The sequence below is a fragment of the Streptomyces orinoci genome, from assembly GCF_003121295.1.
GTDB classification, from domain to species: Bacteria; Actinomycetota; Actinomycetes; order Streptomycetales; family Streptomycetaceae; genus Streptomyces; species Streptomyces orinoci.
In genome coordinates, this window is sequence record NZ_PHNC01000029.1 from 1221256 (window position 1) to 1242020 (window position 20765).

Consider the following 20765-nt stretch of genomic DNA (forward strand, 5'->3'; position numbering starts at 1 on the left):
TCGATATGCGGCTCCGCCGCGTGGGCGCGACCGGCCCAGACGAACCCGCACCCGAACGGCAACCGGAGAACGACGCTCCCACCCCAACCCATTGGAGGGCCACCCCATGGACACCCCCGAAACCCCCGCACCCCCACCCGTCCCCCTGGACGTCACCGCAACCGACCTGCACGGAGAGATCCGACGACTGCGCGCCCAAGGTGCCATCGTCCGGGTCGCCCTCCCCGGCGACCTCCCCGCCTGGGTGGTCACCCGGCACTCACTGCTCCAGGACCTGCTCGCCGACGAGCGCATCGCCAAGGACCCCCGCCACTGGTCAGCACTGACCGAACGCACCGTGCCCGACGGCTGGCCGCTGATCGACTTCGTCCGTAACCCGGGTATGACCACCGCCGACGGCGAGGACCACCGCCGCCTGCGCACCCTGGTCACCCAGTCCTTCACCCCCCGCCGGGTGGCCGCCATGCGCCCCCGCGTGGAAGCCGACGTCCACACCCTCCTGGACGAACTGGACGGACTCGGCACCCCACGGTCCCGACCAGTCGATCTGCGCCGCCACTTCGCCTACCCCCTGGCCATGCGCTCCATCGGCGGCCTGCTGGGCGTCCCCGCCGAGCGCTACGACACCTTCCGTACCCTCTCCGCCAGCCTGGTCAGCAGCACCACCGGCCCCGAGGAGGTGCTGGCCACCCGCCGCGCCATGCAGACCCTCCTCGGCGAGCTGGTGAACGCCAAGCGCGAGCGGCCCGGCGAGGACATCATCAGCGATCTGATAGCGGCCGGGGACCGCCTCTCCCCGGCCGAACTCATCGGCACCCTGGTGCTGATGCTGGTCGCCGGGCATGGCACCACCATGAACCTGATCACCAACGCGGTACGCGCCCTGCTGACCCACCCCGACCAACTGGCCGCGGTCCGGGCCGGATCGGTGCCCTGGACCGCCGTGGTGGAGGAGACCCTGCGCTGGGACTCCCCCGTGGCCCATTTCCCGCTGCGCTATGCCACCGAGGACATTCCGCTGGCCGGTACGGTGATCCGCCGGGGCGAGGCGATTCTCGCCTCGTACGCCGCCGCGGGCCGGGACCCGGACCAACACGGTCCGGGCGCCGATGAGTTCGACGCCAACCGGGCCCCCACCCGGCACCTCGCCTTCGGGCATGGCCCGCACTACTGCCTGGGCGCCGCCATGGCCCGCCAGGAGGCGGAGGTGGCCCTGCCCGCACTCTTCCAGCGTTTCCCGGGGCTGGAGTTGGCCGTGACGCCGGAGGAACTGGTGCCACTGCCCTCCTTCATCAGCAACAGCGTCCTGGAACTCCCCGTGCGCCTGGGCCAGGGGGCACCGGCCGCCCCTTGAGGATCCGGCGAACCCTGAACCCCCGTCAGCCGACTAAAGTTGTCACCGCTGGTCAGTGAGCGTCAGCGAGCCAGCAGCAAGCGGTTCCGGGACGGCAGGGTCTCGGGGGGAGGGCAGGAATCCGCCATGACTCGTCGCTCCGGTGGACTGATAGGCATCTGGGCGGAGGCCCAGCGGCAGCAGCAGCGCCAGCAGGAGCTGCGCGAGCGGGAGCGCGTCCGGCAGGAGCGGGAGTTCCAGCGGCAGCAGCGGGCCCTGGACCGGGAGCAGAAGGCGGCCTACCGGCAGGCACGCGAGGCCGAGGCGCGGCGGCGTACCGAGGAGATCGAGCAGCGGGTCGCCGCGCTCCAGGGACTGCTGCGCACCGGCTGCCGGGCCGAGCCGTTCAGCAGCCGGCGGCTGGGCCGTCCGGAGGTGGTGGAGCCCTTCGAGCCGGGTCACCTGGGGCTGCCGGTGCCGATGCCGGACCGGGGCAGATATGGCTTCGGCAGCCGCTCGCAGTACGAGCTCGACCTGCGCACCGCCCAGGAGGCCGAGGACCGCCGGCTGCGTCAACTCGACGCCTACCGGCGGCAGTACGAGCAGTGGGCGGCCGCCCGGCTCCAGGAGATCCGGCAGCACAACGCGGGCATGGCGGAGCTCACCGCCGCCCTGCGCGAGGGCGATCCGGACGCGGTGGTGGAGTACTTCTCGGCGGCGCTGTACGCCTCCGCCGCCTGGCCGGAGGAGTTCCCGCACCAGGTGAGCGCGGCCTATGACCCGGGGGCCAGGCAGCTGGTCATGGACTGGGAGCTGCCGGGGGCCGAGGTGGTGCCCGAGGTGAAGTCGGTGCGCTATCTGCCGTCCCTGGACGAGGAGAAGGAGACGGCCCGGCCGGTCACCCAGCGGCGGGCGCTGTACCGGGAGGTGCTGGCGCAGTGCATGCTGCTGGCGCTGCGGGAGCTGTTCGCGGCCGATGAGTTCGGGGCGCTGGAGTCGGTGGCGCTCAATGGGTTCACCGATGACCGGGACCCGGCCACCGGGCAGCGGGCCCGGCTGTTCCTGGCGACGGTCACGGCGGACCGCACCACCTTCGGGCGGCTGCACCTGGAGCAGGTGAGCGCACCGGAGTGCCTGGTGGACGGGCTGGGCGGCACCCTGTCGGCCCGTCCCGACCAGCGATCCGTGGTGCGGCCGGGGCGGACGCCGGACGAGGTCGGCCGCGGCGTGGTCTCGCACGGCGGCGCGGCGGACGACGACGATCCGGATCTCTTCACCATGGACCCGGTGGCCTTTGAGGCGCTGGTGGCCGAGTTGTTCCGGGCGCGCGGCATGCGGGCGGTGATGACCAGCCGGTCCAATGACGGCGGGGTGGACGTAGAGGCGCTGGACCCGGACCCGATCAGCGGCGGCCGGATCATTGTGCAGGTCAAGCGGTATCGCAAAACGGTGCCCCCGACGGCGGTCCGGGATCTGTTCGGAACGGTGCAGGGGGCCGGGGCCAATAAGGGCGTACTGGTGACGACCTCGGGGTTCGGGCCGGGTTCCTATGCCTTCGCCAATGGCAAGCCGCTGACCCTGGTCTCCGGCGAGGAGCTGCTGGGGCTGCTGAGGCAGCACGGGCTGCGCGGACGCCTGGGGCCGGGGCCGGCCGCCGCCCGTACCGCGGCCCCCGAGCCGGGGCACCCCGAGCACCCCGGGTACAACGTGCTGGGCATGAGCTGGTCCGGCGGCGTGGCCCTGGATGTATGCGCCCTGGTGTGTGCCGGGTCACGGGTGCTGAGCGACGACCACTTCGTCTTCTATAACAATCCGGGCACTCCGGATGGGACGGTACGGGCCCAGGAACCGTCCGCCGGGGACCGGGCCGCGCTGCGGGTGGCCTTTGACGCCCTGCCCGCGGCCGCCGACCGCCTGGTGCTGGCCGCCGCGATCGACCCCGAGGTCAACCCGGAGGCGGACCTGTCCCGGTTCACCGAGGCCCGGATCCGGCTGTCCGACGCCTCGGGGGCCGAGCTGGGGCAGTTGGAGGTTTCCGACGGCCGGCCGGGCGAGACCGCGCTGGTGCTGGGCTCCTTCCGGCGCCGGGCCAATGGCGACTGGGACTTTGTGGTGGGCGGCAAGGGCTACCCCGGCGGCCTGGAAGCACTGGTGCGGGAGTATGGCATCGAGGTGGCGTAGACACCCGTGGGTGACCGGGTTGTCCACAGCCCCCGGCTTGTCCACATCGCCCAATCGCCCCCGCCCGGTCCTCGTACACTGCCCAGATGGCCGACCCCACGAACGACCCCACCAGCAACAGCGAGGCCCTGGGCGTCCTGAAGCGCGTCTTCGGTTATGACGCCTTCCGCGGCGAGCAGGCGGCGATCATCGAGCATGTGGTCGCGGGCGGCGACGCCCTGGTCCTGATGCCCACCGGCGGCGGCAAGTCGCTGTGCTACCAGATCCCGGCGCTGGTCAGACCCGGGGTCGGGGTGGTGGTCTCACCCCTGATCGCGCTGATGCAGGACCAGGTGGACGCGCTGCGCGCGCTGGGTGTGCGGGCCGGCTTCCTCAACTCCACCCAGGATCTGGACGAGCGCCGGATGGTGGAGGCCGAGTTCCTGGCCGGCGAGCTGGACCTGCTCTATCTGGCCCCGGAGCGGCTGCGGCTGGAGTCCACCATGTCCCTGCTGGACCGGGGCAAGGTCTCGGTCTTCGCCATCGACGAGGCGCACTGTGTGGCCCAGTGGGGCCACGACTTCCGGCCGGACTATCTGGCGCTGTCCGCGCTGCACGAGCGCTGGCCGGACGTGCCGCGGATCGCGCTGACCGCCACCGCCACCGAGGCCACCCGCCGGGAGATCGCCCACCGGCTGCGGCTGGACGGGGCCCGGCACTTTGTGGCCGGCTTCGACCGGCCCAATATCCAGTACCGGATCGTGCCCAAGAACGATCCCCGCAAGCAGCTGCTGGAGCTGATCAACGGCGAGCACCGGGGCGAGGCGGGCGTGGTCTACTGCCTGTCCCGCAAGAGCGTGGAGGACACCGCCGCCTTCCTGGCGGGCCATGGCATCGAGGCCCTGCCGTACCACGCGGGCCTGGACGCCGCGGTGCGCGCCGCCAACCAGTCGCGCTTTCTGCGCGAGGACGGGGTGGTGATGGTGGCCACCATCGCCTTCGGCATGGGCATCGACAAGCCGGACGTCCGCTTTGTGGCCCACCTGGACCTGCCCAAGTCGGTGGAGGGCTACTACCAGGAGACCGGCCGCGCGGGCCGGGACGGCCTGCCGTCCACCGCCTGGCTGGCCTACGGTCTGCAAGACGTGGTCCAGCAGCGGAAGCTGATCGACGGCTCGGAGGGCGACGAGGCCCACCGCCGCCGGCTGGCCACCCACCTGGAGGCCATGCTGGCGCTGTGCGAGACGGTGGAGTGCCGCCGCCGGCGGCTGCTGGAGTATTTCGGCCAGCGCGCGGAGGGCCCCTGCGGCAACTGCGACACCTGTCTGACCCCGCCCGTCACCTGGGACGGCACCATCGCCGCGCAGAAGTTCCTCTCCGCGGTCTTCCGGCTGGCCCGGGAGCGGCGCCAGAAGTTCGGCGCGGGCCAGATCATCGACATCCTGCTGGGCAAGAAGACCGCCAAGGTCATCCAGCACGACCATGACGCACTCTCCGTCTTCGGCATCGGCACCGAGCTGAGCGCCGCCGAATGGCGCGGTGTGGTAAGGCAGTTGCTGGCCGAGGGCCTGCTGGCGGTGGAGGGCGAGTACGGCACCCTGGTGCTCACCGACGCCAGCGCCGAGGTGCTGGGCCAACGGCGCCAGGTGCTGCTGCGCCGGGAGCCGGAGAAGCCCAAGTCCAAGAGGAGCGGCGGCACCGCCAAGGCCAAGGGCGCCACCGCCGTGGCCGAGCTGCCCGAGGCAGCGGTGCCGGTCTTCGAGGAGCTGCGCGCCTGGCGCGCGGCCGCCGCCAGGGAACAGGGCGTGCCCGCCTATGTGATCTTCCATGACGCCACCCTGCGGGAGATCGCCACCGCCCGGCCCGACTCCCTCCAGGAACTGGGCACCATCGGCGGCGTCGGCGAGAACAAGCTGGCCAAGTACGGTCAGCCCATCCTGGATCTGCTCAACTCACTGCCGTTGGAGGCTGCTTGACGCTCGGTCAGCGCGGGGCCGAGCGGGGTTCCGCGCCGGCCTGACGGCATGGGTACGGGAAGTTCGGGCACGCTGACCCAGTCCTGGCGGTGCCCGGTGAGATGGGCATAGGCCACCACATTGCCCAGATAGGCGTTGATCTCCTGGGAGAAGCCCCCGCCACAGGTGATCAGCCGCAACTCCGGCCGTCCGGAGGCCCCGTAGACCTTGCGGGAGGGGAAGTCCTTGCGGTCGTAGACCTCTATGGCGTCAATGGTGAACAGGGCGGTACGGCCGTCCGCCCGCTGTATCTCCACCGCGTGCCCGCGTTTGAGGGCGCCCAGGTTGTAGAAGACGGCGGGGCCGCCTGCGGTGTCCACATGCCCGGCCATCACGGCGGTGCCCATCTCGCCCGGGGCGGTGCCGTCCTGGTACCAGCCGGCCAGGTTGTTGTCGTCCTCCGGCGGGGTGGCCAGCGAGCCGTCCGGCATCAGTCCCAGCCCCTTCACCGGGGCGTCCACCCTTATCTCGGGTATGCGGATCCGGGTGGGCACCGACCGGGGCAGTGCGGGGACGCGCGGCTGGGGGCGGCGCGGCCCCATGGTTGGCCGGGCCGGAAAGGCCTCGGCCTTGGAGGGCTGCGGGGGCGGGCCGGGCGTCCTGGCGCCGTCGTCGATCAGCCAGGTCCCGGTGAACAGCGCGGCCGCGAGCAGCGTGGCCGTCAGGGTGCGGCGGGTGAGGGGCGTTGACGGCATCGGGTCCTCTCCACGGGCGTACTGGGCTGCACGCCGCGAGCCGGCCCGGTGCCCGGCCCACCCGTCCAGGGAAGGGCCGGGCGGGCCGGGGAACCGGGGCATGCGACCAGCCGGCGACTTCGGCGCCGGTCAGAGCCGCCCGCTGCCCATCCGGCGGCGCAGGACGAAGGTGCCGCCGACCGCCGCGGTGGCCAGCACCGCCGCTCCCGCCACGATCTCCGCGGTGCCGGAGTCGTCGCTGGTACCACCCACACCGGTCTTCATCCCGCCCTTGGGCGGCATGGCCTTGCCGGGACCGGCCGGCATCTCCTTGGCGGGCGAACCGGACGGCGCCGGCGAGGAGCCGTTGTTGACCATCAGGTCGCCGGTGGCCTCCTTGCCGTTCTTGCACCGCACCCCGATGCCATAGGTGCCGTTCTTGGCGGTGTCGGGCACCTTGAACTGGCCGGTCACCAGCTCCTCATGGGTGCTCGCCTTGAGGTCGAAGGAGGCGGGCCCGCCGACGGCGCTGGCATCACCGTTGCCCATGCCCTTCTTGCCGCAGGCGAGGGTACTCACCGTGACCGTCGCACCGGGCTGGACACCGGACGGTGAGATCTCCAGCTTGTCGAAGTCCCCGGCGAACGCGGGGCCACCGGCGAGCCCAAAGGCAGCTATGGCCAGGCCGGCCCCGGTCAGCACTCGTGCAGTACGCATGCTCGTTCCTCCGCTGCGCGGACGCGGCACACCGATGTACCGCAGCAGGTGGGGGTTCCGCGCACCTTAGAGCCAAGCCGCGTTTGCCCCGCCCCGCACTCCGCGCGAGGACGAACGGGTGAGCGCCCGGCTACCGGGCGAGATCGTCCGGGCAGCCGGTGCCGCGCGGCAGCTTGTACGGGGCGCCGATGCGGTAGGTGCCCGGATGCGGCGCGTGCAGCACCGTCCAGTCGTCCTCCGGCTGGTCGTCCGCCGGCTCCTGCACCTGCTTGGTCAGACAGCCGTTGACATTGACCGGCGGCTCACCGCCCGGCCCGGTCTTCGGCGGCGCCACCGGCTTGCCGGAGTCGTCCAGCAGGCCCAGCCAGGGCGAGTAGGGCAGCCGGATCAGCACCTGGCCCGCCGACGGCACGCTGATGGTCAGCTCGTCCGCGTCCGCGCGCAGCACCGTGGCCGGCGGCGCGGCCAGCGGGGTGGGGTCCTTGACCTCGTACAGCCGCCAGTTGGCGTCCGACCAGATCTCCCGCAGATAGGGCTGGCCCTGATCGACCAGCTTGGCCTCCTTGACCGCCGCGTGGTCCGGCTCGCCCTTGGGCAGCACCACATAGTGCACCGCCCAGCGGTGCAGCCAGATGTGATAGCTGTCCGGGGTGAGCTCGCTGTCCTGGTAGAAGACCGGGTTCCGCTTGAGGTCGGCCTGCCGGTTCCAGCCGCGCGCCAGATTGACGTACGGGGCCAGCGCGGACGCCTCCCGGTGGCTGCGCGCCGGGACCACCTCAACCCGGCCCCGGCCGGCGTCCACCCGCTGCAACTGGTGGACCAGCGGCGCCAGTTGCCGGGCCCAGGAAGCGGTGGGCGTGGTGTGCAGGATGTCGGCGACCGAGTTGGTGGTCTGCCATATGGTCACCGTCAGCGTGGCCAGCATCGCCGCGGTCCACCCGCGGCCCGCCTTCAGCAGCTGGTCCCTGGCCGGAACCTTCATCTCCAGCAGGGCGGCCAGCAGCACCACACCTCCGAAGACCATGCCGAGCCGGGCGATGTTCGTCCCGATCTGCGAGGGGATCAGCCAGACCAGCAGCACCCCCAGCACATAGAGCGCGGAGACCATCCGCACCGTGCGCCAGGACTTGGGGGTGAACACCATCCCGAAGATCCCGCTGAGCAGCGGCAGGATGGTGGAGAGAAACTCCATCGGCTGCTGCCCGGAGAAGGGGAACAGCCAGGCCGACAGGCCCACCACCGCCACCGGCGTCAGCCCCAGGGCATAGGCGGCCATCCGCCGCCTGTTCAGCCATAGCGCGGCCGCCACAATGCCCACATACAGGCCCGCCACCGGGCTGGAGGCGGTGGCCAGCGCGGCCATCAGCGCGGCCAGCGCCGCCCGGGGCCAGCGATAGCGGCCACCGGCCCGCCAGCGGGCCGGCCAGGCGAAGATCACGGCCAGCGCCGCCAGGCCGAACATGGACCCCAGCCCAAAGGTCACCCGGCCCGAGGTGGCATTGCAGGTCAGCGCGAAGGCCCCGTACAGCGCGGGCCACAGCGGACGCTTGACCGCCCGGCTGCGCACCAGCAGCAGCGCGATCAGCCCGGCGGAGACGGTGCCCGCCACCATCATGGTGGTGCGCACCCCCAGCACGGCCATCAGATACGGCGAGATGGCGCTGTAGGACACCGGGTGCATCCCGCCGTACCAGGCGAGGTTGTAGGCCGAGGCCGGGTGCTGGAGCGCGAACTCCGCCCAGGCGTCCTGGGCGGCCAGATCGCCGCCGCTGTTGGCGAAGCAGAAGAACCACAGCACATGCAGCACCGCGGCCACCAGCAAGGTGAACGGCACCGGCTGCCGGAGCGTCCGGCTCAGCCAGGGCCGCCATTCGCCCCGCCCCGGCAGACTGCCGGCTCTGGCGGCCCGGGCCCATGAAGGGACTCGTCGGCCGCCGGACGTGCCCGGCTGCTCCTCCGGTTTCCCGGTCCGTGTCGGCCCCACGGTGGTCACTGCTGCTCTCCCCGTCTTCCCCCGAGGTCTCCCCCATCTTCACGCATCGGTGCGCAAAACTCTCGCGACGCTAGCACGAGCCTGCGATAAGGCTCCGGACGTCATACGGCTCCCGGCCCGTGCCGGGCACGGGCCGGGAGCCGTATCGCTCAGCCCAGCCGGGTCAGCTTGGCGCCGAAACCGGGCTCGGTCGCCGCCTTCTGCAGCGCGACGGGGACCTTCACCGCGTCCTCACCGGTGCCGATCTCCAGCTCGCCGACGACCGTACCGGCCTTGGCCGAGTGCGGCAGCGCCTTGCCCTTGATCGCGTGCAGGCTAAACCTGGCCTTCATGCCGCCCCAGCCGACCGCCTTGACCTCCTTGGTGGCCACCACCGGGACCTTGCCGCCGAGCTGGTCGTCGAGGTAGCCGACGACCTGGCCCTGCTTGACGACGGTGGCCTGCTCCAAGGCGTTCTGGACGGCAGTCATCTGCGGGTAGCTGACGTCCTTGACCTTCTTCAGGCTGTTGAGGGCGTCCGGGTCCAGACCCTTGAAGTGCTGGGCCATGGTGGCACCGACGATCAGCACCTCCTGGTCACCGAACCGCTTACGGGCCACCCACATCAGGGTGCCGCCTGCCGCGGACGAGGAGCCGGTCTTGATGCCCAGCACGCCCGTGTGCTTCAGCAGCAGGTCGGAGATGCTGTTCTCCAGCCTGATGTCACCGATCTGAGCGTTGGGCTTGGTGGTGATGGTGCGGATGACCGGGTTCTTGATCAGGGGCTCGGCCAGCCGTACCTGGTCGGCGGCGGTGCTGACGGTGGTCTTGTTCAGACCGCTGGGGTCGGTGTAGTTGGTGTTCTTCATCCCCAGTTCCTTGGCGGCGGCGTTCATCTTCTGGGCGAACGCGTCCTCGGACTGGGCGTCCCAACGGGCCAGCAGCCGGGCGATGTTGTTGCCGGAGGGGATCAGCAGCATCTGGAGCATGTCGTACTCCGAGTACTTCTGCCCCGCTTTGACGTGCACCGTGGACTCGCCCTCGGCCTTGCCCTCCTGCTCCGCCTTCGCGTCAACGGAAATCATCTCGCCCGGCTCGGGGGCATCCTGGCCGTTGGCCTTCTTCATCTTCAGCGGATGGTCCCGGAGGATCACATAGGCCGTCATTGCCTTGGCCATGCTGGCCGTGGGCGTCGGCGTCTGGTCGCCGAAGGTGCCGAGGCTGCCGACACCCACCACCTTGGCGGCGGACTGGCCCTCCTCCGGCCACTTCATCTGGAACTTCTCGCCGCCAAAGGTGAATTCAGCCGCCTTGTCCAGCTTCAGCCGCGCATCCGGCAGCGGGCGGAACGCCTGCACCACACAGAAGACGATCGCCAGCAGCGCCGCTATCGGCGTCCAGATCTTCACCCGGCGCACCACCGTGCGCACCGGAGTCTCCGGCGGCGGCGGGGTGTTGGTCAGCTGCGCCAGCAGGTCCAGGGGGGCCGGCCGCTCACCGTTCGGACCGGCCGCGGGCGGGGCGGCGGGGGCGGGCGGCGCGACCGACACCGGCACGGCCGGCTTGGCGGCGGACCCGGCGTCCGTCCCGCCGGCGGGCTTCGGCGCGGCCGGCTTGGCGAGCGAGGGCTTGGCCGGAGCTGCGGGCTTCGCCGGGGCGTCATCGGTCTTCAGCGGTACGAACTGGCTCTTGCGCTCCGGCTCCACCACCGGCGCCTTGATCAGCTCGGTGGGCTGGTCGGCGGAGGCGGTGCCCTTGCCGGCAGCCTGGCCGGCACCCTTGCCCGCCGCGTCCTTGGCGGCGTCCACCTCGGCCTTGCCGATCACCGCGGTCGGCTGGTCGGCACCGGCGGCAGCCGGCTTCTCCGCGGACGCCGCCCAGCGCGGCTTGCCCGCCTCCGGCTCGTCCGCACCCGGCTTGTCAGCCACGGACTTCGCCGTGCCGAAACCGGCCTTGCCGGAACCATTCGCCGCCACCGCGCCGAAGACGGCCGTCGGCCGGTCCGCCGCCTTGGGGGCGGCCGCGTTCCCGGAACTCCCGGCATCGGCGCCGTCCTTCGCCGCCGGCTTCACCGGCGCCGCGAACACCGCGGTCGGCTGGTCACCGGACCCGGCGGCACCATCGTCCGCGGCCCGCTGCGGCTTGGCCGCCGGGCGGTCACCGGACGCCGCACGGTCACCGGACTCCCCGGCACCGGAAGACGAACGCGCACCGGAGGACGAACCCTCATCCCCCGCCGGAGCCTCCTCCTCCGCGCTGGCGACCCACGCCGCCACCGCGGCCTTCAGCCGCGCATCCCCGCCGGCGGGCACCCCGGCCTTGCCGGACGGCGCGCCACCGGAACCCCGCTCATCCTTCGCGGAGTTTGCACCCGCATCGGCATCCGCAGCCGCGCCCGCGTCCTTGCCGGAGACATCAGCAGCGGCACCGGCGCCGGAGGCGTCACCCGCGCCATCGACATCATCCGCACCGCTTGCGCCGTCCGTGTCCGCACCGCGCGTGGCGACCGCAGTACGCGCCTCGCCTGCCGAACCGGCGGAACCGGCCGAACCGGCCTTCCCGGCCGCCGTCGTGCCCTGATCGTTACGCGGGCCGTCCACCCCGGTCTCCCGGAAGACCCCCAGCCTGGGGTCGCGCTCGCCGCCAGCCGCCTCCCCCGACGACTTACGCTGCTCCGACTTGTCGGGGGACTCGCCCGCCACCGATGCCTCCTCGATACCCGCGTCATACGACGGGACGGGGCGCATATCGCGCCCCGGCGTCCCGAACGTTCTCATCGTCTACCAGTGTCCTCTGCCGCCGGCTCACCCGCGCGCCCCCGTGCGTAAGAGGCTTTGCCTGGCTTCACCCATGTGCAAGACGATGCGACATACCTACCGGTTCCCACCCGAAGCCCCCACGCACCCTCGACAGACCAATGTGAGAGGGGTCACCCTGTCACTCATCCACGCGGGGAGGCATGGATGGGCAGGAGCCGCAGAACAATTCCGGAGGAGCTTCTGCTGCTCGCCCTGGACCCGGCCACGGGTACCACGGCGCAGCCGCAGTCGCTTGACCTCGGTCTTGCCGGAGCACAGCTAGTGGAGCTGGCGCTGGCCGGACGGATAGCCCCAGACGGGGATCGTATCGCCGTGGTGATGCCACGGCCGACAGGAGATCCGACCCTGGACACCGCACTGGAGTTGCTGCGCCGCCGCGGCAGCCCGGTACGGGCCGTGCACTGGATCGGCGGACCCCGGCTGGGGCTGCGCCAGACCTACCTGACACACCTGGAGCGCTGCGGCATGGTGCATGCCGTGGCGGGCCAGATGTGCGGGGTGCTGCCGACCACCCGGTACCAGGCGACGGACACGGCCATCAGCCGGGAGATCAGGGCCCGGCTGGACAGCGCGATCCGCACCGGAGTGCCACCGGACCCGCGGACCGCCGCTCTGGCCGCGCTGGCCCACGCGGTGGGACTCGGCAAGCACCTCTATCCCGGCAATGAGGGGCGGTCCTCACGGTCCCGGCTGCGGGATCTGATCCGGCATGACCCGATGGGCGGTCTGGTCGCCCACGCGGTACTGGATGTGCAGAACGGCGTGGCTGCCCAGCCCCGGCGGACCCCCGCCGTGGCCTCCGGCGCCCCCGGCCGCCGGACGGCGGGCGTCCGTGGCGCCGTGGCACCTGCCGAAACCGTTCCGCACCGCACCGGAGGTGTAATGGCCCGCGCCGGCGCCTCGTGAGCCGGTACGGCCCGAGGACGGCACCCGGGTCTCCGTAAGACGCAAGACCGGTAAAGGCGCGAGATCCGTAAGCCGCAGGATCCGCAGTAAGGCGCAGGACACGCGGGGCGGTGGTCCCGGACCGCCAGGGATGGCGGTACGGACCGCCGCCCCGTACGCGTGTGCGCACCCCGCTGGGGGAACGGGCCCGGTGTGACCATTTCCCAGCGCCGCCCCGGCCGGTGGTGGCAGGCTGCGGGAGCAGGAGAAGCAGCATGACGGAGCCGGAGGTGCGTCCCGTGGCGTCCAGTGTCAACCCCACCGTTAGGCGGCGCCGATTGGGGCAGGAGCTGCGCAAGCTCCGTGAGCTCAAAGGCATGACGGCCGAAGAGGTCGCGGAACGGCTACTGGTGTCCCAGTCGAAGATCAGCAGGCTGGAGAACGGCCGCCGCAGCATCAGCCAGCGCGATGTCCGCGATCTGTGCGGGGTATACGGAGTCGAGGATCATCGGATCGTGGATTCGCTGATGCAGATGGCGAAGGAGTCGCGCCAGCAAGGCTGGTGGCACGCCTTCGGCGACATTCCCTACAGCGTCTATATCGGCCTGGAGACCGACGCCTCCTCGCTGCGCATCTATGAAGCCTCCCTGGTGCCGGGGCTGTTGCAGACCCAGGGCTATGCCGGCGCGGTCACCGAGGGCTCCTGGCCGGAGGCCACCGCGGCGGAGGTGGAGCGGCGGGTTCAGGTGCGGATGCGCCGCCAGGAGCGGATCACCGACCCGGACAACCCGCTGCGGCTGTGGGCCGTGATCGACGAGTCGGCGCTGCGCCGGATCGTGGGAAACCGTTCCATCATGTGCGAACAGCTGGAGCACCTGGTGGAGTTCAGCCTGCGGCCGCACATCACGGTGCAGGTGCTGCCCTATGACGTGGGCGCGCATCCGGGGATGTACGGCAAGTTCTGCATCCTGGAGTTCCAGGATCCGCAGGACGCCAGCACGGTCTATCTGGAGGGGATCACCAGCGACCTCTACCTGGAGAAACCCAATGACGTCCAGGCGTACAGCGTGATGTACGAGCATCTGCGAATGCAGGCCCTCAACGCCGAGCACTCACGGCAGTTCATGCTCCGGATCGCCGACGAGTACCGCCGGTCCGATCCCAACGCCAGCGCCCGCTAGGCAAGTTGTCCCGACTGTCACGGTTGTCCCGGTCCGCTGATCGCGGAGGCGGAACGGTACACCTCATGCCCCGCCCGGGGAAGAGAGTGACCGGTCAAGCCATCCGGTCGGGTGAACGGCCGCTTCATGCCGCGATGTTGGCGCGTAACGTCAATCGCACTTCGGGAAACCGGCGTTGTGAATCTGACAGACAGCACTACAGGCATCGGAGCGATCATGGCCATTCAGCAGGGCAACACCTCCTGGCGGAAGTCCTCTTACTCCCTCGCGCACGGCGACTGCGTGGAGGTGGCCTCCCCCCTTCCGCGGGCCATCGCCGTCCGCGACTCCAAGGCCCCGCAGGGGAACGCCCTTGCCTTCTCCCCCGCGGCCTGGACTTCCTTCGTGACCACCGTGGCGGGCGAGGACCGCACCCGCTGACCATCCCCTGACGACTGGCACCACGGGAACCACCCCTTTGGTTTTGCCGGACGATTCCCTACCGAGCCGCCCCCCACCGCAAGCCCCCTCGCCCCGGGCGAGGGGGCTTGCGCTTCGGGAACCCTCGGACGACAGGGTTCAGCCTCTCGGATAGCGCGCCAGCCAGGCCGCCGAGGTGTCCAAGGGGCCATGCAGATACGGCCCCTGGGACAGCTCCATCGCGAAGTCGTCGGCCAGCTCCAGAATGGTGGCCCGTCCCTCCAGCTCCGCCAGCCAGCCCGCCGGCAGCGCCGTCTCCCCGTGCAGCGCGCCCAGCAGATTGCCGCAGAGCGAACCGGTGGAGTCGGAGTCCCCGCCGTGGTTGACCGCCAGCAGCAGCCCATGCCGGACGTCTTCGGCCACCAGCGCGCAGTAGACGGCCATCGCCAGGGCCTCCTCGGCCACCCAGCCCTGGCCCAGCGACTCCACCCGTTCCGGGGTGGGCAGGCCCTGCCGTACGGTGGCCAGCGCCTGGCGCAGCGCCTCGGTGGTCTCCTCGTGCCCGGCCCGGGTGGCCAGCAGGGCCATCGCCTCACGCACCGCGGACTGCGGGTCCTGGCCGTGCACCAGATGGTGCACCACGGCGGCGAAGGCCCCGGCCGACAGGGCGCCGGTGGGGTGGCCATGGGTCAGCACCGCGCATTCCACGGCGAGTTGGAAGACCTGCTCGGTGTCCCAGCCGGCCAGCAGGCCGAAGGGGGCGGAGCGCATCACCGCCCCACAGCCCTTGGAGTGCGGGTTCTTGGGCTCCCGGAGGGTGCCCATCCGCTCGTCCGCCAGCCCGGACAGACATGCCTGGCCGGGTGCCCGCTGGGAGTACAGCCACTCCTCACGGGCCAGCCAGCCGCTGTCCGGCTCCCGCTCGTCCGGGCCCCAGTCCCGCTGGGTGGCGGCCCAGCGCAGATAGGCCCGGTGCACCTCGGCCACCGGATGCCCGGCAGCGGACGGATCCCGGCCCTCCGGCCCCCGGCACACCTGGGCCCGTATCAGTCCCTCGGCGGTGAACAGGGTGAGCTGGGTGTCATCGGTGACCGCGCCACGCCGGCCATAGGCGCGTACATAGTCGTGTACGCCCTCCGGTCCGTGCTGGGAGCGGATCGCGGACAGGGACTCGAACTCGATGCCCGCGCCCAGCGCGTCACCGATCGCCCCGCCGAGCAGACAGCCGCGCACCCGGGCGCGGAATTCCTGTTGTTCGGCGCGGCCCCGGAGATGGGACCCCGTACCGGCGGTGGTGGTCACGTTCCAGCCTCCCGGCTTCCGACTTCATTCGGCTATCGGTCGGCTCAGCACTGTAATCGACCGCACTTGAGCGGTAATCAGTTCTTGGCCGGGCGCACCGTGTTCATGATCTCATCGATCTTCGCCTCGGGGAGGGCGTTGGGCACCCCCTGGTCGGCATAGAGCACCCAGCCATGGAAGGTGCCGTCGGGCAGCTTCTGCGCGATGGTCTTCACAATGGCGGTGGGCGGTACGCACTGGCTGGCCCGGTGGGTGACGGTGACCTTGGCGGTGGCGGTGTAGCCGTCGATGCCATTGTGCTTCCAGGGAGTTGCCTGGCTGACCTCGATCTTGGGCTTGGTGGCGCCGAGACCGCCGTAGGCCATGACGCCCCAGTTGCCCGCCCAGTTACGGGCGTTGCTCTGCAGGGTGCCGTCCCGGCCGCCGCCGGTGAGCCCCACGGTGGCCAGCTGGCCCTTGCCCGCCTCGCCGAAGGCCTGCGGGTTGGGCGAGGAAGAGCAGCCGCCCTCGCGGTAGTTGGCGGTACCGCGCATGGCGACCACGGGCTTGCCGTTCTCGGTGTACGAGATCATCGTGTCGGCCGGAAAGACCTGCCACTTCTCGGCCTTGCCGGGCACGGCGTAGCCGAACCCGTGGTCGGCGTTGCTCTGCGGCTGCCAGCCGGCGGGTATCGCGACGCGCGGCTTCTCCTGGGTGTTGTCCTGCGACTGCTTGTCCTGCTGCTTGTCCTGTCGCGGCTGGGCGCCGGCCGAGGCGCTGCTCTTGGCGTCGGCCTTCTTGTCGTCCCCGCCGCCCTTGAGCGCGTAGGCCACTCCGCCGCCGATCACGGCCAGCGCCACGACGCCGCCGACGGCGGCCAGCCAGGTCCGGCTCTTGGGCCGCGCCGACCCGCCGCCGTCCCCGCCGGACGGCATCCCGGGCGCGGGCGCCATCCCGGGCCCGGGCGGCGGTACGGCCCCCTGCGGCATCCCGGGCCCCGGCGGCGGTACGGCCGCCCCCTGCGGCATCCCGCCCACCATGGTCGGAGCCGCCGCCATACCGGCAGCACCCTGCGGCCCGGGCGGGGGCGGCGGCACCGGTGCACCGGCGGGCGCACCCGGCGCCCCCGGCGGCGGCACCGGCGCACCCGGACCGCCGACGGATCCCGCAGCCGGCACGGACGGCGCGAATACGGTCGGCTGGGAGTGACCCGAGCCGTCCGGCCCCCACGTCGGCGGGGGCCCGAAACCGCCCTGCGGCTGCTGGTTCGGCTGCTGGGGCTGCGAGGGGTTCTGCGGCGAAGACATGCGGGACACCTTATGCAGTGTCTGTCGCTGTCCCATCGGCGGTCCGCGACAGCTCCGCAACAGAGCCCGCCCCTCCAGGGGCGCGGGGAACTGCGCGAGCAACCCACGACGGCCCGCACCCGCCCACCAAGCGGGGGGCTCCCTGGGGGCGACAGCCCCCGGAGAAACGGTGAAAGGGCGGGTCCGGGGCCCCCTCCGCTACAGCCACCCCCACCGGGCGGCACCCGACGACGAAACGGCGTCTACCGTTGCCGCTCAGCCGCAGACCGTGCGTGGCTGGTCGCGCAGTTCCCCGCGCCCCTAGAAGCCGCACCCGGCGAAGACAGGGCGGCTGCCGACGACCGTTGCCGCTCGGCCGCAGACCGTGCGTGGCTGGTCGCGCCCGCGCGGCGGAGCCGCAAATCGGATAGCGCCCCGCGCCCCTGAGGGGGCGCCCCTCCACCGCCCCTACGGGGCCTCGACAACCGGCAGCAACTTCGGCAACCGCCCATCCGAGGCGAGCGCCGCCTCAAGACGCTCAGCCGGCACCGGACCGTACCCCGTGGTCCGGGGACGCGCCGGACGGCCCGCCGCCTCCGCGATGGCCTCCAGGTCCCGGATGGACCGATAGGAGCCATAGGAGGAGCCCGCCATCCGCGAGATGGTCTCCTCCATCAGGGTCCCGCCCAGATCGTTGGCCCCGGAGCGCAGCATCTCCGCCGCCCCCTCCGCACCCAACTTCACCCAGCTTGTCTGGATATTGGTGATATGCGGATGCAGCAACAGCCGGGCCATCGCCGTCACCGCCCGGTTGTCCCGCATGGTCGGCCCGGGCCGGGCGATCCCCGCCAGATAGACCGGGGCATTGGTGTGCACAAACGGCAAGGTGACGAACTCCGTGAAACCGCCCGTCTCCCGCTGGATCTCCGCCAGCGTCCGCAAATGCCCCAGCCAGTGCCGGGGCTGGTCCACATGCCCGTACATCATCGTGGACGAGGACCGGATCCCCAGCCGGTGCGCGGTCTTGATGACCTCCACCCAAGTGGCGGCCGGCAGCTTCCCCTTGGTCAGCACCCACCGCACCTCGTCGTCCAGGATCTCCGCCGCCGTGCCCGGAATGGAGTCAAGCCCCGCCTCCTTGGCGGCGGCCAGCCACTCCTCCAGGGAAAGCCCGGTCCTGGTGGCCCCATTGACCACCTCCATCGGCGAGAAGGCGTGCACATGCATCCCCGGCACCCGCTCCTTCACCGCCCGCGCGATATCGAAGTAGGCCGTACCCGGCAGATCCGGATGAATGCCACCCTGCATACACACCTCCACCGCGCCCACCTCCCAGGCCTGTTGAGCCCGGTCGGCGACCTGCGACAAGGACAGGGTGTACGCATCCGCATCGGTGCGCCGCTGGGCGAACGCACAGAAACGGCAGCCGGTGTAGCAGACATTGGTGAAGTTGATGTTCCGGGTGACGATATAGGTGACGTCCTCCCCCACCACCGCCCGCCGCAGCTCATCCGCGATCCCGCACAGCGCGTCCAGCGCCGGACCGTCCGCGTGCAGCAGCGCCAGCGCCTGCGCGTCCGTCAGCCTGGTGGGGTCATCCGCCGCCTGCGACAGGGCACTTCGCACATCGCCGTCGATCCGCTCCGGCGCCATCCCCGGCGCCGCCGCCTCCCGCAGGGCCTCCCAGTCCCCGTAGACCTCGTCGAAGTCCGCGCGCCGGTCGGCCGTGCGGCCCTCGCTGTCAATGGTGCGGTGCAGCTCGGTACGGCCCGAGGCGGTGAACACCTCCTCCGGCTCCTGCCAGGGCAGCCCCCGTACCTCGGCGTCCTCCCGGGCCAGCCCGGTGGCCGGATCGGCCAGCGCCGTGACATGCGGCAGCAGCCTCGGGTCCAGCCAGGGCTCACCACGCCGGACGAACTCCGGGTAGACCGCCAGCCGTTCACGCAGTACGAACCCGGCCGCCGCCGAGTGCTCGGCCAGCTTCTCGATCTGCGGCCAGGGCCGCTCGGGGTTGACATGGTCCGGGGTGACCGGTGAGACCCCGCCCCAGTCGTCGATCCCGGCGCCGATCAGCCGCCCGTACTCCCCGTCCACCAGGTTGGGCGGCGCCTGGATACAGGCCGAGGGACCCAGGATGTGCCGGGCCACCGCCACCGTGGCCACCAGCTCGTCCAGCTCCGCGTCCGGCATCCCGCGCATCGCGGTATCCGGCTTGGCACGGAAGTTCTGCATGATGACTTCCTGGATGCCGTGGTACGCCCGGGACACCCGGCGCAGCGCGAACAGCGACTCGGCGCGCTCCTCCGCCGTCTCCCCGATGCCGATCAACAGCCCGCTGGTGAACGGCACCGAGCTGCGCCCGGCATCCTCCAGCACCCGCAGCCGGACGGCCGGTTCCTTGTCGGGCGAGCCGTAGTGCGGGCCGCCCGGCTCGCTCCACAGCCGCTCGGCGGTGGTCTCCAGCATCATCCCCATCGACGGGGCCACCGGCTTCAGCCGCTGGAAGTCCGTCCAGGACATCGCCCCCGGGTTGAGGTGGGGCAGCAGCCCGGTCTCCTCCAGGATGCGGATGGCCATCGCCCTCACATAGGCGATGGTGTCGTCATAACCGGCCGCCTCCAGCCACTCCCGTGCCTCGGGCCACCGGTCCTCCGGCCGGTCCCCGAGCGTGATCAGGGCTTCCTTGCAGCCCAGTTCGGCCCCGCGCCGGGCAATGGCCAGCACCTCGTCGGGGGACATAAACATCCCGTGCCCGGCCCGGCGCAGCTTGCCGGGCACGGTGGCGAAGGTGCAGTAGTGACACTTGTCGCGGCAGAGCCGGGTGAGCGGGATAAAGACGCTGCGCGAGTAGGTGATGACCCCGGGCCGCCCGGCCGCCTCCAGCCCCGCGTCCCGCACCCGGGCCGCCGAGGCGCAGAGGTCCGTCAGATCGTCACCGCGCGCCTGGAGCAGGACGGCCGCCTCGGCGACGTCCAACGCGACGCCGTCCCGGGCCCGTTTGAGGGCCCGGCGCATGGCGTTCGCAGTGGGTGCGGTCGCTTCGGGTCGTTGCGAGCTCCAAGTCATTCCCCGAGCATACGAGCGAGTAGCTTCCGCTCAGGAGGCGCGCCCCCGTGGCCACCCTCACAGATTCAGCGGCCCCCTCACCGGGCTCAATGCCTCACAGGAATTCCGCGTGGGCGTCCAGCGCCCGCAGCACCTCGTCCTCCGGCCCGGTCGGCAGCCCGACCACGACCTCCTCGATGCCCAGCTCCGCGAAGTGCGCCAGCTTCCCCGCCGAGGGGTGCACCGCATACGGCACCACCTCCGGCTCACCGGGCCGCCCCGCCGCCGCCCAGACCTCCCGCAGCCGGGGCAGCTGCTCGGTCAGCCCGCTGCCGCCGATCGGCAGCCAGCCATCCGCGTACTCGGCGATCTGCGCAAACAGCCCGGGCCCGGCCGAACCGCCGATCAGGGTGCGCGGGCCGGTGAGCGGCTCAACACCCTTGCGCTCCCTGGGCCGCTGCACCGGCTTGGGGTGTGCCCAGCTCGCCGCCACCGACCCGAACTCCCCGGTATACGCCGTGGGTTCGTCATTCCAGAGCGCCCGCATCAACGCCATCCGGTCCCGTACCAGGCGCCGTCTGACGGGCCAGTCCACCCCATGGTCGGCGGCCTCCTCCACATTCCACCCATAGCCGATGCCAAAGGTGAACCGTCCACCGCTCAGCAAGTCCAGCGAGGCCACCTGCTTGGCGAGCACGATCGGATCGTGCTGGGCCACCAGCGCCACCCCCGTCCCCAGGGTGATCCGGTGGGTGACCGCCGCCGCCTGGGCCAGGGCCACAAAGGGGTCCAGCGCCCGCCCGTACTCCCGGGGCAGCGGCTCGCCCATCGGCGCCGGGGTGTCCCGGCTGACCGGAATATGCGTGTGCTGCGGCAGATAGAGCCCGGCATAGCCGCGCTGTTCGAGTTCGCGCGCCAGCCGTACCGGGGAGATGGTCTCGTCGGTGAGGAAGGTCGTGGTGGCGATGCGCATATGCGAGGGCACCTCCGTGGTCGCG

General features: G+C 71.5%; 14 protein-coding genes. 6 read left to right on the forward strand and 8 right to left on the reverse strand.

Annotation, left to right across the window (positions count from 1 at the left end; translation table 11 throughout):
- The first annotated feature begins 106 nt into the window (after positions 1-106).
- The 3 genes from CV755_RS20300 to recQ all read left to right on the forward strand — a co-directional run bounded on the left by CV755_RS20300 (position 107) and on the right by recQ (position 5469).
- Positions 107-1354, forward strand: a complete 1248-nt coding sequence (locus CV755_RS20300; protein ID WP_109281613.1) for a cytochrome P450 family protein — start codon at positions 107-109, stop codon at positions 1352-1354.
- 126 nt (positions 1355-1480) lie between these two features.
- Positions 1481-3514, forward strand: a complete 2034-nt coding sequence (locus CV755_RS20305) for a restriction endonuclease (RefSeq protein ID WP_193553434.1) — start codon at positions 1481-1483, stop codon at positions 3512-3514.
- 86 nt (positions 3515-3600) lie between these two features.
- Positions 3601-5469: a DNA helicase RecQ gene (gene recQ / locus CV755_RS20310; protein ID WP_109281614.1), complete on the forward strand. Its 1869-nt coding sequence runs from the start codon at positions 3601-3603 to the stop codon at positions 5467-5469.
- On the opposite strand, the gene CV755_RS20315 is transcribed toward recQ, so the two are convergent.
- The 4 genes from CV755_RS20315 to CV755_RS20330 form a co-directional block, all read right to left on the reverse strand.
- Positions 5421-6203, reverse strand: a complete 783-nt coding sequence (locus CV755_RS20315) for a class F sortase (protein ID WP_109281615.1) — start codon at positions 6201-6203, stop codon at positions 5421-5423. The two genes, recQ and CV755_RS20315, sit on opposite strands and share 49 nt — an antisense overlap.
- A gap of 129 nt (positions 6204-6332) precedes the next feature.
- Entirely contained in the window at positions 6333-6899 is a 567-nt protein-coding gene (locus CV755_RS20320; protein WP_109281616.1) for a hypothetical protein, read from the reverse strand.
- A gap of 130 nt (positions 6900-7029) precedes the next feature.
- Entirely contained in the window at positions 7030-8892 is a 1863-nt protein-coding gene (locus tag CV755_RS20325) for a hypothetical protein (RefSeq protein ID WP_109281617.1), read from the reverse strand.
- 149 nt (positions 8893-9041) lie between these two features.
- Entirely contained in the window at positions 9042-11648 is a 2607-nt protein-coding gene (locus tag CV755_RS20330; protein ID WP_241561307.1) for a D-alanyl-D-alanine carboxypeptidase family protein, read from the reverse strand.
- Positions 11649-11834: 186 nt separating this feature from the next.
- Between CV755_RS20330 and CV755_RS20335 the strand changes: the two genes are divergently transcribed.
- The 3 genes from CV755_RS20335 to CV755_RS20345 all read left to right on the forward strand — a co-directional run bounded on the left by CV755_RS20335 (position 11835) and on the right by CV755_RS20345 (position 14176).
- Positions 11835-12596: a GOLPH3/VPS74 family protein gene (locus CV755_RS20335; RefSeq protein ID WP_109281618.1), complete on the forward strand. Its 762-nt coding sequence runs from the start codon at positions 11835-11837 to the stop codon at positions 12594-12596.
- Between the two features lie 278 nt (positions 12597-12874).
- Positions 12875-13756 (forward strand): helix-turn-helix domain-containing protein, encoded by an 882-nt coding sequence (locus CV755_RS20340; protein ID WP_109281997.1) that lies wholly within the window; start codon positions 12875-12877, stop codon positions 13754-13756.
- Positions 13757-13972: 216 nt separating this feature from the next.
- Complete coding sequence (locus tag CV755_RS20345) at positions 13973-14176, forward strand: DUF397 domain-containing protein (protein ID WP_109281619.1); 204 nt, start codon at positions 13973-13975, stop codon at positions 14174-14176.
- A 138-nt stretch (positions 14177-14314) separates the two neighbouring features.
- Here CV755_RS20345 and CV755_RS20350 read toward each other — a convergent pair whose 3' ends face one another.
- From CV755_RS20350 to CV755_RS20370, 4 genes are all read right to left on the reverse strand, one after another.
- On the reverse strand, positions 14315-15457 hold the full coding sequence (locus tag CV755_RS20350) for an ADP-ribosylglycohydrolase family protein (RefSeq protein WP_109281620.1): 1143 nt from the start codon (positions 15455-15457) through the stop codon (positions 14315-14317).
- A gap of 77 nt (positions 15458-15534) precedes the next feature.
- A complete protein-coding gene (locus CV755_RS20355; protein ID WP_277751837.1) occupies positions 15535-16494 on the reverse strand; it encodes a DUF8017 domain-containing protein in 960 nt (319 codons plus the stop codon).
- A 696-nt stretch (positions 16495-17190) separates the two neighbouring features.
- On the reverse strand, positions 17191-19788 hold the full coding sequence (locus tag CV755_RS20365; RefSeq protein WP_109281622.1) for a bifunctional FO biosynthesis protein CofGH: 2598 nt from the start codon (positions 19786-19788) through the stop codon (positions 17191-17193).
- 94 nt (positions 19789-19882) lie between these two features.
- Positions 19883-20740, reverse strand: coding sequence for a TIGR03619 family F420-dependent LLM class oxidoreductase (locus CV755_RS20370; protein ID WP_109281623.1), 858 nt, complete (start codon positions 20738-20740; stop codon positions 19883-19885).
- Between the last annotated feature and the right edge of the window lie 25 nt (positions 20741-20765).

Excerpts from the sequence above, each read along its gene's own strand:
- CV755_RS20300 (WP_109281613.1), top strand. The coding sequence starts at position 107 with ATGGACACCCCCGAAACCCCCGCACCCCCACCCGTCCCCCTGGACGTC.
- CV755_RS20345 (WP_109281619.1), top strand. The coding sequence starts at position 13,973 with ATGGCCATTCAGCAGGGCAACACCTCCTGGCGGAAGTCCTCTTACTCC.
- CV755_RS20365 (WP_109281622.1), bottom strand. The coding sequence starts at position 19,788 with ATGACTTGGAGCTCGCAACGACCCGAAGCGACCGCACCCACTGCGAAC.
- recQ (WP_109281614.1), top strand. The coding sequence starts at position 3,601 with ATGGCCGACCCCACGAACGACCCCACCAGCAACAGCGAGGCCCTGGGC.
- CV755_RS20330 (WP_241561307.1), bottom strand. The coding sequence starts at position 11,648 with ATGAGAACGTTCGGGACGCCGGGGCGCGATATGCGCCCCGTCCCGTCG.
- CV755_RS20320 (WP_109281616.1), bottom strand. The coding sequence starts at position 6,899 with ATGCGTACTGCACGAGTGCTGACCGGGGCCGGCCTGGCCATAGCTGCC.
- CV755_RS20370 (WP_109281623.1), bottom strand. The coding sequence starts at position 20,740 with ATGCGCATCGCCACCACGACCTTCCTCACCGACGAGACCATCTCCCCG.
- CV755_RS20315 (WP_109281615.1), bottom strand. The coding sequence starts at position 6,203 with ATGCCGTCAACGCCCCTCACCCGCCGCACCCTGACGGCCACGCTGCTC.
- CV755_RS20355 (WP_277751837.1), bottom strand. The coding sequence starts at position 16,494 with ATGGCGGCGGCTCCGACCATGGTGGGCGGGATGCCGCAGGGGGCGGCC.
- CV755_RS20305 (WP_193553434.1), top strand. The coding sequence starts at position 1,481 with ATGACTCGTCGCTCCGGTGGACTGATAGGCATCTGGGCGGAGGCCCAG.
- CV755_RS20335 (WP_109281618.1), top strand. The coding sequence starts at position 11,835 with ATGGGCAGGAGCCGCAGAACAATTCCGGAGGAGCTTCTGCTGCTCGCC.